This is a genomic window from Chryseobacterium sp. HMWF035, from assembly GCF_003094695.1.
GTDB classification, from domain to species: Bacteria; Bacteroidota; Bacteroidia; order Flavobacteriales; family Weeksellaceae; genus Chryseobacterium; species Chryseobacterium gambrini.
The window spans coordinates 34284-51909 of sequence record NZ_QEHP01000074.1 but is presented as its reverse complement, the minus strand read 5'-3'; the positions used below and the strand labels follow the sequence as shown (position 1 = coordinate 51909).

Annotated in this window: 11 protein-coding genes; all 11 read left to right on the top strand. The window is 38.0% G+C overall.

Annotated features, from left to right (window positions below; genetic code table 11):
• Positions 1-279: 279 nt before the first annotated feature.
• Complete coding sequence (rpoB, locus tag DD829_RS11765; RefSeq protein WP_116547782.1) at positions 280-4101, top strand: DNA-directed RNA polymerase subunit beta; 3822 nt, start codon at positions 280-282, stop codon at positions 4099-4101.
• Between the two features lie 84 nt (positions 4102-4185).
• Positions 4186-8451 (top strand): DNA-directed RNA polymerase subunit beta', encoded by a 4266-nt coding sequence (gene rpoC / locus DD829_RS11760; protein ID WP_076390714.1) that lies wholly within the window; start codon positions 4186-4188, stop codon positions 8449-8451.
• Positions 8452-8537: 86 nt separating this feature from the next.
• Positions 8538-8843 (top strand): DUF3467 domain-containing protein, encoded by a 306-nt coding sequence (locus DD829_RS11755; RefSeq protein WP_029295596.1) that lies wholly within the window; start codon positions 8538-8540, stop codon positions 8841-8843.
• A gap of 175 nt (positions 8844-9018) precedes the next feature.
• Positions 9019-11850 (top strand): T9SS type A sorting domain-containing protein, encoded by a 2832-nt coding sequence (locus DD829_RS11750; protein WP_116547781.1) that lies wholly within the window; start codon positions 9019-9021, stop codon positions 11848-11850.
• Positions 11851-11853: 3 nt separating this feature from the next.
• A complete protein-coding gene (locus DD829_RS11745) occupies positions 11854-12333 on the top strand; it encodes a hypothetical protein (RefSeq protein WP_108408721.1) in 480 nt (159 codons plus the stop codon).
• A gap of 5 nt (positions 12334-12338) precedes the next feature.
• Positions 12339-12893 (top strand): hypothetical protein, encoded by a 555-nt coding sequence (locus DD829_RS11740; RefSeq protein WP_123906849.1) that lies wholly within the window; start codon positions 12339-12341, stop codon positions 12891-12893.
• A 35-nt stretch (positions 12894-12928) separates the two neighbouring features.
• Entirely contained in the window at positions 12929-15091 is a 2163-nt protein-coding gene (locus tag DD829_RS11735; RefSeq protein ID WP_108408723.1) for a TonB-dependent receptor, read from the top strand.
• A 123-nt stretch (positions 15092-15214) separates the two neighbouring features.
• Complete coding sequence (locus DD829_RS11730) at positions 15215-15865, top strand: Crp/Fnr family transcriptional regulator (RefSeq protein WP_108408724.1); 651 nt, start codon at positions 15215-15217, stop codon at positions 15863-15865.
• Between the two features lie 120 nt (positions 15866-15985).
• The gene (locus tag DD829_RS11725) at positions 15986-16831 is read left to right on the top strand and encodes a DUF5777 family beta-barrel protein (protein WP_108408725.1); all 846 of its coding nucleotides are present in this window, start codon (positions 15986-15988) and stop codon (positions 16829-16831) included.
• Between the two features lie 3 nt (positions 16832-16834).
• The gene (locus tag DD829_RS11720) at positions 16835-17173 is read left to right on the top strand and encodes a cytochrome c (RefSeq protein ID WP_076390717.1); all 339 of its coding nucleotides are present in this window, start codon (positions 16835-16837) and stop codon (positions 17171-17173) included.
• Positions 17174-17182: 9 nt separating this feature from the next.
• A partial coding sequence (locus DD829_RS11715) for a YceI family protein (RefSeq protein WP_228408176.1) occupies positions 17183-17626 on the top strand: 444 nt, incomplete at its 3' end.

Here is a 17626-nt window from a genome sequence, read left to right as displayed (position 1 = left end):
GAATATCACCTCTTTCATTATGATGAAAGGGATTTCTTGTGTATAGATATTACGGCGGTATCTGCCTCAAAAGTAATAAAAATATTTTGCATTACGCTGTGAAAAGATATACCAGTGTTGCAGTTAGGAATAAGATTCTGAGAATCAAGAGAAAAAAATATAAGACTGTTTCTAATAGCGCCAACATTATAAGGTCTTTTACAGCTTTCTCCTCTCAAATTCTTTTTTCTGATATTTTTTAATGAATCAAAATATTTTTTAACCTTTCTTAAAAGTTTTATGAGTAAAACAACACCTACAACTAGGGGAAATCAGAGAGTAAATTTCTCTTCAGCGAAAGGAAAAATCATCACTCCGGACTTCCTGGATATCCAGATCGAGTCTTTCAGTGAGTTTTTTCAGCTTGATACGCTTCCTGAAGACAGAAAAAATGAAGGTCTTTACAAGACTTTTCAGGAAAATTTCCCGATTACCGATTCTAGAAATCAATTCGTATTGGAATTTTTGGATTATCTGGTAGATTCTCCACGTTATTCAATCGATGAGTGTGTGGAAAGAGGTTTAACGTATTCCGTTCCTCTTAAAGCAAGACTTAAATTGTATTGTACAGACCCTGAACACGAGGATTTCCAGACTGTGGTTCAGGATGTATACTTAGGTCCGGTTCCTTATATGACGCCTAGTGGATCTTTCATCATCAATGGTGCTGAAAGGGTTATCGTTACCCAGTTACACCGTTCACCGGGTGTATTCTTCGGACAGACGTACCACGCAAACGGAACCAAACTGTACTATTCAAGAATTATCCCTTTCAAAGGATCTTGGATGGAATTTACGACAGATATCAACAGCGTAATGTACGCGTATATCGACCGTAAGAAAAAATTACCATTAACAACTTTATTAAGAGCGATCGGTTATGAGTCTGATAAGGATATCCTTCAGATTTTCGACCTTGCTGAAGAAGTGAAAGTTTCTAAAGCTGCCCTTAAAAAAGTAGAAGGAAGAACATTGGCTGCGAGAGTATTGAACACTTGGTTCGAGGATTTCGTAGACGAAGATACCGGTGAGGTTGTTTCTATCGAAAGAAACGAAATCATCTTAGACAGAGAAACGATTCTTGAAAAAGAACACTTGGATCTTATTCTTGATGCGGGTGTGAAATCTATTTTGATTCACAAAGAAAACAGCAACGAGTTCTCTATCATCCAGAATACATTACAGAAAGACCCTACGAACTCTGAAAAAGAAGCAGTAGAGTATATCTATCGTCAGTTAAGAAATGCAGATCCGCCAGATGAGGAAACCGCAAGAGGAATCATTGAAAAATTATTTTTCTCTGAGCAAAGATACTCTCTTGGTGAAGTGGGACGTTACAGACTAAACAAAAAATTAGGGCTGAACATTCCTACGACAACTGAAGTTCTTACGAAAGAGGATATCATTGCTATTGTAAGACACTTAATCGAGCTTGTAAACTCTAAAGCTGAGGTTGATGATATCGACCACTTATCCAACAGAAGAATTAAAACGGTTGGTGAGCAATTAGCAGGACAGTTCGGGGTAGGTCTTTCAAGAATTGCAAGAACAATCAAGGAAAGAATGAACGTTAGAGATAACGAAATCTTTACTCCGCTTGATCTTGTTAACGCAAAAACATTAACATCAGTAATTAACTCGTTCTTTGGGACCAACCAGCTTTCTCAGTTCATGGACCAAACCAACCCGCTATCAGAAATCACGCATAAGCGTAGACTTTCTGCACTGGGACCTGGAGGTTTATCAAGAGAAAGAGCAGGTTTCGAGGTTCGAGACGTTCACCATACCCACTACGGAAGAATTTGTCCGATTGAAACTCCGGAAGGACCAAACATCGGTTTGATTTCATCTTTAGGTATTTATGCGAAAATCAACAGATTAGGTTTCATCGAAACTCCGTACAGAAAAGTAGCAGACAGCAAGATTGATCTTAATGCAGATCCTATCTACTTGAATGCAGAGGACGAAGAATCTAAAGTAATTGCTCAGGCAAACGTTGAATTGAGCGACAACGGTGAATTCGAAACAGACAGAATTATTGCAAGATTAGATGGTGACTATCCGGTAGTTGAGCCATCTCAGGTAGACCTTATCGACGTTGCACCAAACCAGATTTCTGGTATTTCCGCTTCATTAATTCCTTTCTTGGAGCATGATGATGCGAACCGTGCGTTGATGGGATCGAACATGATGCGTCAGGCAGTTCCTCTATTGAAGCCACAGGCTCCGATTGTAGGTACAGGGCTTGAGCAGCAGGTTGCAAGAGATTCAAGAATCTTAATTAACGCTGAAGGTACAGGTACTGTAGAGTATGTAGATGCCGACAGAATCGTTATTAAATATGAAAGAAGCGAAGACGAAGATTTAGTACAATTCGAGTCTGCTACTAAAACATATAACTTAACTAAGTTCAGAAAAACTAACCAAAGTACTACCATTACCCTAAGACCAAACGTAAGAGTAGGTGATGTAGTGGAAAAAGGACAGGTACTTTGCGACGGTTATGCTACTGAAAAAGGAGAATTGGCTCTTGGTAGAAACTTAGTGGTTGCGTTCATGCCTTGGAAAGGATACAACTTCGAGGATGCGATCGTAATCAACGAAAAAGTAGTTCGTGAGGACTGGTTTACTTCAATCCACGTAGATGAATATTCTTTGGAAGTTCGTGATACCAAATTAGGTATGGAAGAATTGACAGCAGATATTCCGAACGTTTCTGAAGAAGCTACTAAAGATCTTGACGAGAACGGTATGATCAGAATCGGTGCTGAAGTGAAGCCTGGAGATATCATGATTGGTAAAATTACTCCAAAAGGTGAATCTGACCCGACTCCTGAAGAAAAACTTCTTAGAGCAATCTTCGGTGACAAAGCTGGTGATGTAAAAGATGCTTCATTAAAAGCAGATTCTTCATTAAGAGGTGTTGTGATCGACAAGAAATTGTTCTCTAGAAACATTAAAGATAAAAAGAAAAGAACTGAAGAAAAACTTAAGCTTGAAGAAATTGAAAACACTTACAAGGCTAAGTTTGATGATCTGAGAAACACTTTAATTGAAAAATTAAACACGCTTGTAAGCGGTAAAACTTCTCAGGGTGTGAAAAACGACCTTGATGAGGAAATCATCGGTAAAGGCGTGAAATTCACTCATAAATTATTAACTTCAGTTGAAGATTATGTAAACGTTAGCGGTTCAGACTGGACAGTTGATAACGATAAAAACGAATTAATCAAACAGTTAATTCACAACTACAAAATCAAGTACAACGATATTCAAGGGGTTAAAAACCGTGAGAAATTTGCAATTTCAATCGGAGACGAATTACCTGCAGGTATCATGAAGTTGGCTAAAGTGTACATCGCCAAGAAACGTAAACTGAATGTAGGAGATAAAATGGCGGGTCGTCACGGTAACAAAGGTATCGTTTCGAGAATCGTTCGTGAAGAAGATATGCCATTCCTTGAAGACGGAACACCGGTAGATATCGTACTGAATCCACTTGGAGTACCTTCGCGTATGAACATCGGTCAGATCTATGAAACAGTTCTTGGATGGGCTGGTCAGAAATTAGGATTGAAGTTCGCGACGCCTATCTTCGACGGAGCTAGCTTAGACCAGATTACTGAATACACTGAGAAAGCAGGTCTTCCTAAATTCGGTCACACTCACCTTTATGATGGTGGTACCGGAGAAAGATTTACTCAGGCTGCAACAGTGGGGGTAATCTATATGTTGAAACTAGGTCACATGGTTGATGATAAAATGCACGCACGTTCTATCGGTCCTTACTCATTGATTACTCAGCAGCCGTTAGGAGGTAAAGCTCAGTTCGGAGGTCAGAGATTCGGAGAGATGGAGGTTTGGGCTCTTGAAGCATTCGGAGCATCAAATATCTTGAGAGAGATCCTTACTGTGAAGTCGGATGACGTAATTGGTAGAGCGAAAACTTACGAAGCCATTGCAAAAGGTGAATCGATGCCTGAACCAGGTATTCCGGAATCATTCAATGTACTACTTCACGAGTTACAAGGTCTTGGATTAGACGTAAGACTAGAGGAATAATTTTAAATTTTAAATTATAAATGCTGAATGTAAACATTCGGAAATTAATCTAAAATCTAAAATCTAAAATTTAAAATCTAACAAATGTCAAATAAAAATAAATCAAGTAGATTTAATAAAATAACCATCGGTTTAGCTTCACCGGAATCGATTCTTCAGGAATCGAGAGGGGAGGTTCTTAAGCCGGAAACCATTAACTACAGAACGCATAAGCCTGAAAGAGACGGTTTGTTTTGTGAAAAAATCTTTGGTCCTGTAAAGGATTACGAATGTGCTTGTGGTAAATACAAGAGAATTCGTTACAAAGGGATCGTTTGTGACCGTTGTGGAGTAGAAGTTACAGAGAAAAAAGTACGTAGAGAGAGAATCGGACATATCAATCTGGTAGTTCCAATTGCTCACATCTGGTATTTCCGTTCTTTACCGAACAAAATCGGTTACCTTTTAGGAATTCCTTCCAAGAAGTTGGATATGATCATCTACTACGAAAGATATGTAGTGATTCAGCAGGGTATTGCTAAAAAATTAGACGGTTCTGATTTCGAAAACATGGAGTTCTTAACTGAAGAAGAGTACCTAGATATCATGGAAACTCTTCCGATCGAGAACCAGTATCTTGATGATTCCGATCCGAACAAATTCATTGCTAAGATGGGTGCTGAAGCGGTTGAGGAATTATTAAAAAGAATCGATCTTGATGCATTGTCTTTCGACCTGAGACACAAAGCACACAACGAAGGTTCAAAACAAAGAAGAACTGAGGCTTTAAAAAGATTGAATGTTGTAGAAGCATTAAGAGGTGCCAATACAAGAATGATCAATAAGCCTGAGTGGATGATCATGCGTGTACTTCCGGTTATCCCGCCAGAACTAAGACCATTGGTTCCGTTGGATGGTGGACGTTTCGCTACTTCCGATTTAAATGACCTTTACAGAAGAGTAATCATCAGAAACAACCGTTTGAAGAGATTATTGGAGATCAAAGCTCCTGAAGTAATCTTGAGAAACGAGAAGCGTATGCTTCAGGAATCTGTAGATTCACTATTCGATAATACAAGAAAATCTTCAGCCGTAAAGTCTGAATCAAACAGACCATTGAAATCACTTTCAGATTCATTGAAAGGGAAGCAGGGTCGTTTTCGTCAGAACTTATTAGGAAAAAGGGTAGATTACTCTGCACGTTCCGTAATTGTTGTAGGTCCGAACTTACAGCTTCACGAGTGTGGTATTCCTAAAGATATGGCTGCGGAATTGTACAAACCTTTCATCATCAGAAAACTGATTGAAAGAGGAATTGTAAAAACAGTAAAATCTGCTAAGAGAATTATCGACAGAAAAGAGCCGGTAGTGTATGATATCCTTGAAAACGTGATGAAAGGTCACCCTGTTCTACTGAACAGAGCACCTACGCTTCACAGACTGGGTATTCAGGCTTTCCAGCCTAAGATGATCGAAGGTAAGGCAATCCAGCTTCACCCGTTGGTAACAACAGCATTCAACGCCGATTTCGACGGTGACCAGATGGCGGTACACTTACCGTTAGGTCCTGAAGCGATCCTTGAAGCTCAGTTATTGATGTTAGGTTCTCAAAATATCTTAAACCCTGCAAACGGTTCTCCAATTACAGTACCTTCTCAGGACATGGTTCTTGGTCTTTATTTCATGACCAAAGAATTGAGTTCTACAGAAGATATGAAAGTAAAAGGTGAAGGTTTGGCATTCTATTCTCCTGAAGAAGCAGAAATCGCTTATGCGGAAGGAAGAGTATCTTTAAATGCTAAAGTAAGATGTAGACTTCCGGTTAAAGAAAACGGAGAAATCGTAACAAGATTAATCGAAACTACAGTAGGTAGAATCTTATTCAACCAGATTGTACCAAAGCAGGTAGGATATATCAATGAGCTTTTAACGAAGAAATCATTGAGAAACGTTATCGGTAAAATTCTTGCAGATACAGATTTCCCTACAACTGTGAAGTTCCTGGATGCAATGAAAGACTTAGGATATTCAAACGCATTCAAAGGAGGTCTTTCCTTCTCATTAGGAGATATTGTGGTTCCTGTTGAGAAAAAGCAGATGATTGCAGATTCTATCGGAACAGTAGATGAAATTAGAGCCAACTATAACATGGGTCTTATTACAGATACAGAACGTTATAATCAGGTAATCGACGTTTGGACTACAACCAACGCAAACCTTACGGAGATGATTATGGGCAGAATGAAAACCGATCAGGGAGGTTTCAACTCTGTATATATGATGCTTGACTCCGGAGCGAGGGGTTCTAAGGAACAGATCCGTCAGTTATCAGGGATGAGAGGTTTGATGGCAAAACCGCAGAAAGCCGGTTCTACCGGAGCGGAGATCATCGAAAACCCGATTCTTGCTAACTTTAAAGAAGGTCTTTCCATCCTAGAATACTTTATCTCTACCCACGGTGCCCGTAAAGGTCTTGCGGATACCGCTCTTAAGACTGCCGATGCAGGTTACTTAACGAGAAGATTGGTAGACGTTGCACAGGACGTTATCGTTACAGAAGACGACTGTGGAACTTTAAGAGGAACAGAAGTTACTGCACTTAAGAAAAATGATGAGATCGTTGAAAGAATCTCTGAAAGAATCTTAGGTAGAGTTTCTTTACATAATATTTATGATCCTGAAAGTGATGAATTAATTGCTGAAGCAGATCAGGTAATCAGTGAGGCGTTAGCGAAGAGAATCGAAGAAGCAGGATTAGAAGCAGTTGAAGTTCGTTCGCCACTTACTTGTGAAGCTAAAAAAGGAATCTGTGCAAAATGCTACGGTAGAAACTTAGCGACAGGGAAGATGATCCATATGGGTGAAGCGGTAGGTGTAATTGCAGCACAATCCATCGGGGAACCGGGAACTCAGCTTACGTTGAGAACCTTCCACCAAGGGGGTACTGCAGGAAACGTATCAGAAAACCCATCAATCGTTGCAAGAAGAGACGGTATCGTTGAAATGGATGAGGTAAGAACAATTACTTCTGAAGATGAAAACGGTAACACTGCTGAAGTTGTAGTTTCCCGTTCAACAGAATTCAGATTAGTTGCTGATAACGAGTCCAGAACTCCGTTAATGGTAGCTAACGTACCTTACGGTTCCATATTATCTGTAAAACCGGGTGATAAAGTGAAGAAAGGCGATGTAATCTGTAAGTGGGATCCGTATAACGCGGTTATCATTGCAGAAACTGCCGGTAAGGTAGAATATGAAGACATCATCCAAGGGGTTTCATTCCAGTTGGAGATTGACGAACAGACAGGATTTGAAGAGAAAGTAATCTCCGAATCCAGAAATAAGAAAGCCGTACCTACCTTGAAGGTGGTAGATTCTAAAGGAGTTGAACAGAAAGCGTATAACTTACCGGTAGGAGCCCACTTAATGGTAAACGATGGTGAAAAAATTAAGGCTGGTAAAGTCTTAATCAAAATCCCGAGAAAATCTGCAAAAGCAGGGGATATCACCGGAGGTCTTCCGAGAGTTACCGAATTATTCGAAGCAAGAAACCCTTCAAACCCGGCGGTGGTTACAGAAATCGATGGGGTAGTTTCTTACGGAAAAATCAAGAGAGGTAACCGAGAATTGATCGTTGAAGCTAAAACTGGAGAAAGAAAAATTTATTTGGTTAAATTATCCAACCAGATTTTGGTACAGGAGAATGACTTCGTAAGAGCTGGTTCGCCACTTTCTGACGGTTCCATTACTCCAGACGATATCTTAAGAATCAAAGGTCCAACTGCGGTTCAGGAATATTTAGTAAACGAAATTCAGGAAGTTTACCGTTTACAGGGGGTAAAAATCGACGACAAGCACTTCGAAATCATCGTAAGACAGATGATGACAAAAGTATCTATCGTTGATGGAGGTGATACTCAGTTCCTTGAAGGTGCTCTTGAGCATAAATATGACTTCTTGGAAGAAAACAACAGAGTATTCGGTCTTAAAGTAGTAGTAGATGCCGGAGATTCTAAAGTATTCCAGCCGGGTCAGATGATTACTGCAAGAGAATTAAGAGATGAGAATTCTAAGCTGAAGCGTGAAGATCAGGCTTTAGTTCAGGTAAGAGAAGCTTTACCAGCTACAGCAACGCCTGTATTGCAGGGTATTACAAGAGCAGCTCTTCAGACGAAGTCATTCATGTCTGCAGCATCATTCCAGGAAACAACTAAGGTTCTTAACGAAGCAGCAGTTGCTGGTAAAGTAGATGATCTTAACGGTCTTAAAGAAAATGTAATTGTAGGACACAGAATTCCTGCAGGTACGGGTCTTAAAGAATACCAAAATGTGATCGTAGGTTCTAAAAAAGAATTCGAAGATCTTAACTAAAAATAATGATTCGGAAATTTGAGGTTTGAATTTATTTTTATATTTTCACAACCTCAAAATTTCGAATAAAAAAATATTTTATAACAATGGACAACAATCAAAATCCACAAGACGGAAACATCAACATCGAATTAAACGAAATGGTAGCAGCTGGTATCTATGCTAATTTAGCTTTAGTAAACCACTCTCCATCTGAGTTTGTAGTAGATTTCATCCAGTTAATGCCGGGAGTACAGCAAGCAAAAGTAAGATCAAGAGTTATTCTTGCTCCACTTCACGCTAAGAGAGTACTTTCTGCTCTTCAGCAAAACATTGCTAACTACGAGCAGCAATTCGGAGAAATCAAAGAAGTTGAACCTTTCGTATTAGGAGGAAACAACGTAAACGCTTAAGATTTACTCTAAAAAAAATAAATGAATGCCTCAATTTTTATTGGGGCATTTTTTATGAATTACATTTAACATAATAATTAAATTGTATCATTTTAATTGTATTATTTTATATAAATTATAATTTTTTATAAAATTATTTCTACAGTTCATTTATATTTGTAAAAAATATAAAAAAATGAAACGATATACCATTCTTGGCATTATGCTATGCATTACCGTAAATGCATATGCTCAGGATAAAACACTTCAGACAAATCAAAAGCATCTTCAGGAATTATACTCCAGGTACCAGAAGAATTTAAAAAAACAGCATAAAATATCTAAGTCTGCGGGAATTCCGCCTAATCTTTATAACGAAGAAGATTACAAGAGAACTATGGATCCTGTTACGGGTGAAAACAATTTTGGTTCACTTGCTAAATTAAATCAGGAAATTGTTCAGGGAAAATATGCTCCTACAAAACCCATGTCTTTTATCAACACTGGAGGTTCCGCTACAAATAAAATTATTAACGAGCCATGGATCGAAAGAGGACCTTACAGTGTAGGCGGAAGAACACGCGCAATTATGTATGATCCAAATGATCCTACGGGAAAAAGAGTTTTTGCAGGAGGTGTTTCAGGAGGACTTTGGGTAAATCAGGATCCTTCGGTAAGTACAAACGAGTGGACCCCGCTAAGTACATTCTGGGCAAATACTTCCGTTTCAAGTATGGCTTATGATCCGAATAATCCACAGGTTTTATATGTTGGAACAGGAGAATCATCCACCGCGGATGCTATAGGTTCCGGTATCTGGAAGTCTACAAACGGAGGAAGTACATGGACGCAGATTTTTACCGTTACCCCCACGTATTCGGGTAACGTAAGAAGCGGAAATTTTTATATTAACGATATTAAAGTCAGAAATAATGGAGGCGTCTCCGAAGTGTATGCAGGCGTAAGCGGTAATTATAACGACGGAGCATTTCAGGGGCTGAGTCAGGCAGGATTGTATAAATCTACAGATGGTGGAGCTACATTTACAAAAAATACCAGCTTATTAGCACTTAATACAACGACTAACACGACCAGTACAACAGGATATTCTATTCAGCAAATAGAAATTGGAGCAGATAACTCGGTTTGGGTTTCTACCAGATCTTCCAGATATTCTAATATAGATTCCGGAGGAAGAATTTTAAAATCCACAGATGGAAATACTTTTAATGTAGTCTATAACGTAGGAAATTCCGGTGCAAGAGTAAACTTTACGCTTTCCAAAACAGATGCCAATAAAGTGTATGCATTCATGCAGGGAGCCAACAGTACTTCTGAACCTATCCGTATCGCAAGATCTACAGATGGGGGAACAACATGGCAGGCTACGAATGATGCAACTCCTGTAATTACACTTCCTACCGCTACGGATACAGGTATTCCTGCAAATGACTTTACAAGAGGACAGTCTTTTTATGATCTTGTTATTGCTACAGATCCTTTAGATGACAATACAGTTTATATTGGAGGTGTGGATTTATACAAATCTACAAACGGAGGGGTAAACTGGACGCAGATTTCAAAATGGTCGAACAACAATAACATGGCTGCGTTACAGGTTTCTCAGGTACACGCAGATCAGCACGCAATAGTTTTCAATCCTTTCAACAATTATTCTACCAACCAGATGATGTTTGGAAATGATGGTGGAATTTATTTTGCTTCCAATAAAAATAATATTGTAACAACATCAGGTTTCGCTGCGAGAAATACAAGATACAACGTTACCCAGTTTTACACTGCAATGCTGAATCCTATTAAAACTCCTGCCAATGAAGAACTTTTAGCAGGTGCTCAGGATAATGGCTCCTGGTGGTTATATGGCGTTCCGCAGGCAAATAATTTCCTTACCAGTCAGTCAGCTACAGGCGGGGATGGAATGTATACGGAGTACGATGATCAGGACAATTATGAAATTGCAAGTTATGTTTACAATAACCACTACCTGTTAACGAGCAGCACGTATTACCTTATTTCAAGTGCCAACAGAAATGCTTACGGACATTTTGTGAATGAAATCGCCTTAGACAGGATAAATAATGTGTTCTATTCTTACCGTTCGGGTTTAACTATTTTCAGAACACCCGGCTTATCCGCAACATCTACAACGTTTACTAACACTACAATGACCTTAGGAACGGCGCAGACTAACGAACAGATCTCTTGGATGAAAGTTTCTCCTTATACAACAGCTTCTACAACACTGTTTGTAGGAACCAATCTAGGAAGAATTATTAAAGTAACGAATGCGAATACCACATCGTATGCATCCACTCTACTTACAACACCGGCTGCAGGAACCATTTCAGATATCGAATTCGGGAAAAATGAAAATGAGATTATGGTAACATTATCCAACTATAACCTTACAAGCGTATTCTTTTCTACGGATGGCGGGACAACATGGCAAAATAAAGAAGGAAACCTTCCCGATATGCCGGTAAGAACAATTCTTGCAAATCCGGATGATTCCAATGAAGTTATTCTGGGGACAGAAATGGGAGTATGGGGAACCACAAATTTCCTTTCTGCTTCGCCAACATGGTCTTCTACCAGTGGAAATATCGGAAATGTAAGAGTTACCAATTTAGACTACAGACCTGCAACCAAAACAGTTTTGGTTTCCACTTACGGAAGAGGAGCATGGACAACTCAAAATACAACCATCACGTTGGCGACAGGAGATGTTAAAACTAAAAACAGCGAGACAAGAATATATCCTAATCCTTCAAAAGGAATCTCACACTTAAGATTTGATGCGGCTAAATACAATTCGGTAGACATCAGTATTTTTGACGCTTCAGGAAGACTGATTTACAGTAAAAAGAATGTGAAATCTGATGAAGAATTTGGGCAGAGATTAACTCCGGGGAATTACATCCTGAAAGCCGAATCCAAAGGTGAAGTGGTATACAGCGGAAACTATTTGGTTTTAGGGAAAGTAAGTGATGGCGGAGATGACGATTAAAAAATGAACAATCAGTTATTGATCATCATATTTTGGATACTGGCGCTTTCTTGTAAAGCGCCGGTTTCCTCATTGTATAAGGATGATTTAACTTTAGTTTCTGCGGAAAAAACGGAATGGTTTGGCGGAAGATCCGGAGTGAAAGGCGCTTTATACACGGTTGCTTTAAAATTAAAAAACACTAAAGACCGTATTGCCGTAAAATCTTTTAAAGCGGAAGGAAATACAGTCAGTTTTACCCAATCTCTTTCAGGAAATATAATCACTGTAAAAGGCAATTTTCAAAATCCGGATGAAATCAATAACCTGGAATATTCACCTGCCGGATCGACAGCTGTAAAATCTGAAAAAGCGCTAATCACAAATCCAAAAGAAAACCGGATTGAATATACCCTAAATGATTCTAAAAAAATCTACAAAATCAATATTCCAAAATTCACCTTAGTTCAACCAGAGGGAGAACTCATCCCCCGAAGACCATAATTTTTTTGCACAAAAAACTGTTTTTCATATTTCTGTTTATTCCTTTCATGATCGTATTGATGAATATGATCCGTCCTGTTATTTCCAGTATAAAAAAGGAAATCTATGAAAGAACACAATATCATATTTTAAATCATAAATTCGATGAGTCCGAAACCGTTTACTTTTCAGAAAAAGACTTACTGAAAGCCGAATGGAAAGAGGAAAAAGAATTTACCTTAAACGGCTTTTCCTACGATATTATTAAAGTTGATCATAAAAACGGTGAAAAATATTATCACTGCTATTTCGATAAAAAAGACATTGTTATTCATTCAATTCTAAAATTCTCGGGCTTTTTTGTGACCAAAAAAATCTATGCATGGCGGTATTTTAATTCGCCTTTTCAGCATAAGAAAATTATAAAGACCTCCAGCTTTTTTACTTTTTTTGAAGCAGAAAACCTTCATCTTTTTACATTTTATTTCAGATCCACATCAGATTATTTGAAAAGACTCGAAAATACATATTATCTGTCCGTTATCATTCCGCCTCCGGAAGAAAGGTTTAAATCTTCATAAACTTTTAAACGACAAATAATTAATTTTTAAAATCAATGAAAAAATATATATGCATTGCAGCTTTATTGGGCTGTACAATTGCAAATGCTCAGCAATCGTCAGAAATTGAAGAAGTTGCTATCCAGGGGAGAAAAAAAATAAAAAAGGAACGTGCAGAATTCAAAAGACATGCACAATCTGTAGAAACCCTTTCCGAAGAAGAACTCAACAGAAATAATCCCGCAGCAATAGATCAGACTTTATCCATAATGCCCGGAGTTCAGGTGGATAAAAGAACAAATTTCGGAGGTCAGAGACTCGTTGTCCGCGGATATGGTAACGACCAGAAATTCAACAACTGGGGGGTGAAAGCCTACTGGAATAATATGCCTTTAACCAATGCGGAAGGAATTACTATTCTCGACGATATTGATTTTGCCTACGTAAACAATGTTGAGGTGATCAAAGGTCCTGCAGCAACCATGTATGGTGGTGGAGTAGGAGGAGCGGTTCGCTTTTATACCCGTCCGGATTTTACCAAAGGCATTACTGTTTCGGAAAACGCTTTAGTTGGCGCTTTTAAAACATTTCAGTCCCGCACTCAGCTCAATGTTGCTGATGAAAACTATTCTGTGAATGCTGCATACGGTCACCTTGAAACCGATGGTTACAGACCTAACGGAAGCGGTCTGAAAAACTTTTTTAACGTAAACGGAACGGTTAAACTCGGAAAAAATGATCAGTTAAGCTTCTTTGGAAGTCAGGCTTACTCTTATGAAAAAGTATCAGGACAAATACCATATTCTGACTATTACGCAGGTATTGATAACGGAAATATTGCCTACATCAGAAAGAATTCGGGAAATAAGATTAATTCGACGAGAGTAGGATTAGGATATATGTGGGAGATCGCTAAAAATTTTAAAAATTCCACCACTATATTTTATGCTGGAAACAATTTTGACAGAATTGCAGCAGGAGCTTTTGAAACATCTGCTAACTCAAATACAGGATTGCGATCAACATTTATGTTGAAAAATAAATTTGGAAATTTTAGTAACAATGTTGAATTTGGTGTAGAATTACAAACATCAAGATCACAAATTTCCAATTATAGATTTACGGGTGATGTAAATACGCCGATGCAGGTAAGCAATATCTCAAGAGGATCTTATTTCAAGTACAATAATACACAAAACTCCTATTTTTTAATTGATAAAATCGCTTATACACCTTGGGATCTTACCCTTTTGGTGGGTTTAAGTATGAACAGTACACGTTATAAGAGAGACGATCTTTTGGCATTACCTGGGTTACTGACAGCTAATAATGTCAATGAGTATAACAAAGACCTTTCTTTCGAGAAAAAATACGAAACGGCTTATACGCCGCATTTTGCATTACAGAAAGAATGGAAGCATCAGATCTTTAACCTAAGCTACAGTGAAGGCTATAATGCTCCGACGACTACTGCATCTTTCATTAATTTTACGAATACCGCAAATAACGATTTGCAACCTGAACGTGCTAAAATGTTAGATTTCAGTATACACGGATTATTATTGGATACCAAGCTTGATTATCAGGTTTCTGTTTTCAGAATCGATTACTCAAATAAATTAACACAGCTTACCATACCAAATTCCAATAATCAGACCTATTGGGCAAATACGGGAAGTCAGAAAAATAATGGTCTGGAATTAAGCATCGGCTATCAGTATAAAAACGATAATTCTTTCATCAACAGAATTGTTCCTTTCGTAAATATGTCTTATTATGATGCGAAATATAGAGATTTTAAAACAAGATTATTAGGAGCAGATCAGACTTACGATCATAAAACAGTTGTAGGTGTTCCGAGAAACAAATATGCAGTAGGTTTGGATTTATACACAAAACCAGGCTTTTATTTAGTAAATACCTATAATTATCTGGGGAATGTCTACACAGATTTTGCCAATACCAATCTTGTAAAAGGATTTGGATTGCTTAATTCTAAATTAGGATATAAAAAATCTTTCGGCAGGTTCGATCTGGATGCGTATGTCATGGGAAATAATCTCACCAACCAGATTAATTATACCTTCCTGTTTTTAGGAAACAGCATCAATGATTCCGATACAGGAAATGGATATCCGAAAGGAGTTGCAACAGACCTCAATCCCGGTCCGAGCAAATCCTATTTCTTTTATGGCCTGAATCTTAAATACAGACTATAAATTAAAAAAGCTGTTTCACAAATGTGGAGCAGCTTTTTCTTTTAAATGATGAATAGTTTCGCATTCTCTTCATTCTTATATTGATATTTTTTTAAATTTGTTTTTAGAAAGAATATAAAGAATATGATCAATAATCAGTTTATTATTAACAAATTTGGCTTTTTAGGAAATGATTTTTTAAAAGAGCTGGATAAGCACGCTGTTGTTACTGAAATTAAAGCGAAAACCGAGATCGTAAGAGAAGGACAGAAAAATAAATTTGTTCCGTTTCTTATTAAAGGTTCCATCAGAGTTTTCAGCCTGAATGACGGCCGCGAACTGATTTATTACTATATCCGTTCTAATGACAGCTGTCTCATGACATTTTCCTCGATTTTTACAGATTACACAAGCCGCATTTATGCCGTTACGGAAGAAGATTCCGAAGTATTGCTGTTCCCTGTGTCCGTTGTTCATGAATGGCTTATTAAATTCCCTGAAATCAACAGACTTTTCTATTCTGAATATGACAAAAGGTTTATAGACGTCATGAATATGGTAAATGATGCGGTTTTTCACAGATTGGATAAAAGAGTTTTAAACTACGTAAAACAGCAGATTTCAGCAACCGGAAACAATCCCATCAAACTTACCCACAGAGAAATTGCAAACAGTTTGGGAACTTCAAGAGAAGTAGTAAGCCGTGTCCTTAAAAAAATTGAAAACGAAGGCGAAATTATTCAGACCAAAGAAGGCATAAAAATGCCTGTAAATGAAAATGTTAGTCAAGGCTAATAAATGATATTTAATTATTTAAACATTTTCATTGATAAAAACAATTCAGTCGGTGACTTTTATCACACAATTGTAAGTCGATAAGTCGATAAGTTTGTCGTACTATTTAAATAAATGTGTATGACAAAAACTGTCTTATTTTTGTCAATGTTTGCTTCAGTTTTTTCCTTTGCACAGGAAGACCTGTTGAAAGATATTGATACCATTCAGACCAAAAACACCAATGTTTCCCAGCCTGCTTTTAAAGCATTACAAATTGTGACCGGGCAATCTACCAAACTTCCTGCAAAAAACGAATGGTATATTGTTGTGGCGCACCGTTTCGGCGATGTAAGCAAAGGATTTAAAGACTTCTTCGGACTGGATGACGCTTCTACAAAACTCGGTGTAATCTATGGCGTTACAGACGGAATCTCAGTAAGCCTTTCCAGAGAAACCAACCTGAAAACTTTCGAAGGCGGAGTAAAATATAAGCTCGTAAAACAGAGCGAAAGCTTTCCTGTAGACGTTGTAGGTTACAATGTTCTGGCTGTAAATACAGATCTCAGCAAAGATAATTATCCGCATCTTCAGTTTGGGGACAGGCTTTCTTATCTTACGCAGGCTTTGATTTCCAGAAGATTCAGCGATAAATTTTCTCTTCAGTTAACACCGTCATACGTTCACAAAAATCTCTACGAACCTACTATTGAAGATAAAAACCAGTTTCTTGCAGGTTTGGGAGGACGTTATAAAATCTCCAAAAGAGTTTCCATTAATGCAGAATATTTTGTGAATTTCGACAATCACAGTTTCTATAAAAATCCGCTTTCTTTAGGAATGGATATAGAAACCGGGGGACACGTGTTCCAGCTTTTGTTCACCAATTCCCAACTGAATTCAGACATCGGTTATTTAACCAATGCAGCCGGAAAATGGGATAAAGGGCAGATTTTCTTTGGGTTTAATCTTTACAGAGTATTTTAAAGTATGAAAAAGTTTATGTACATCATTTCATCAGCAGTGGTATTAACGGCTTGTGAAAGCAGAACATATGAGGAAATCTCGGATAATACTCCGATTGCGGAAGTGGTAACTTACAATAAAGACGTAAAGCCCATTATTGATGCCAATTGTGTCAGTTGTCATTCACCGGGAGTTCAGGCTCTTTCAAACTATTCTCAGGTGAAAGCAAATATCGATAATGTCATCAACAGAATAAGCCGCGCCAACGGAGACCCTCTGAAAATGCCTCAAGGCGGGAGTTTATCGCCTTCACAAATTACTATCATCACGAAATGGAAAGCCGACGGGCTTCTCGAAAACTAAAAATTTAAAATGAAAAAGCTAGTTTTACTTATTACAGCGTTATTCTTTACCAATTTTGCTTTTGCGCAAAGGTATATGGCTAAAACAGGGAAAGTAACGTTTGAAGCATCTGTACCTCTATTTGAAGATGTTTTTGCACAGGACGACAATAACGTCGCGGTAATCAATGCTGATACAGGAGATTTTGCATCAGTTTCTGTCGTAAAAAACTTCCATTTCAAAACAAAATTAATGGAAGAGCACTTCAATGAAAGCTATGCCGAAACCGCAAAATATCCAAAGGCAACCTTCACCGGAAAAATTCTGAATTTTGATAAATCCAAATTATCCGCAACGCCACAAAAATATACCGTTCAGGGAAAATTAAATTTTCATGGAGTAGATAAGGCGTACAATTCTGCGGCAACCATTTATGCCAAAGACGGAAAAATTTATATGTCGGGAGGATTTGTT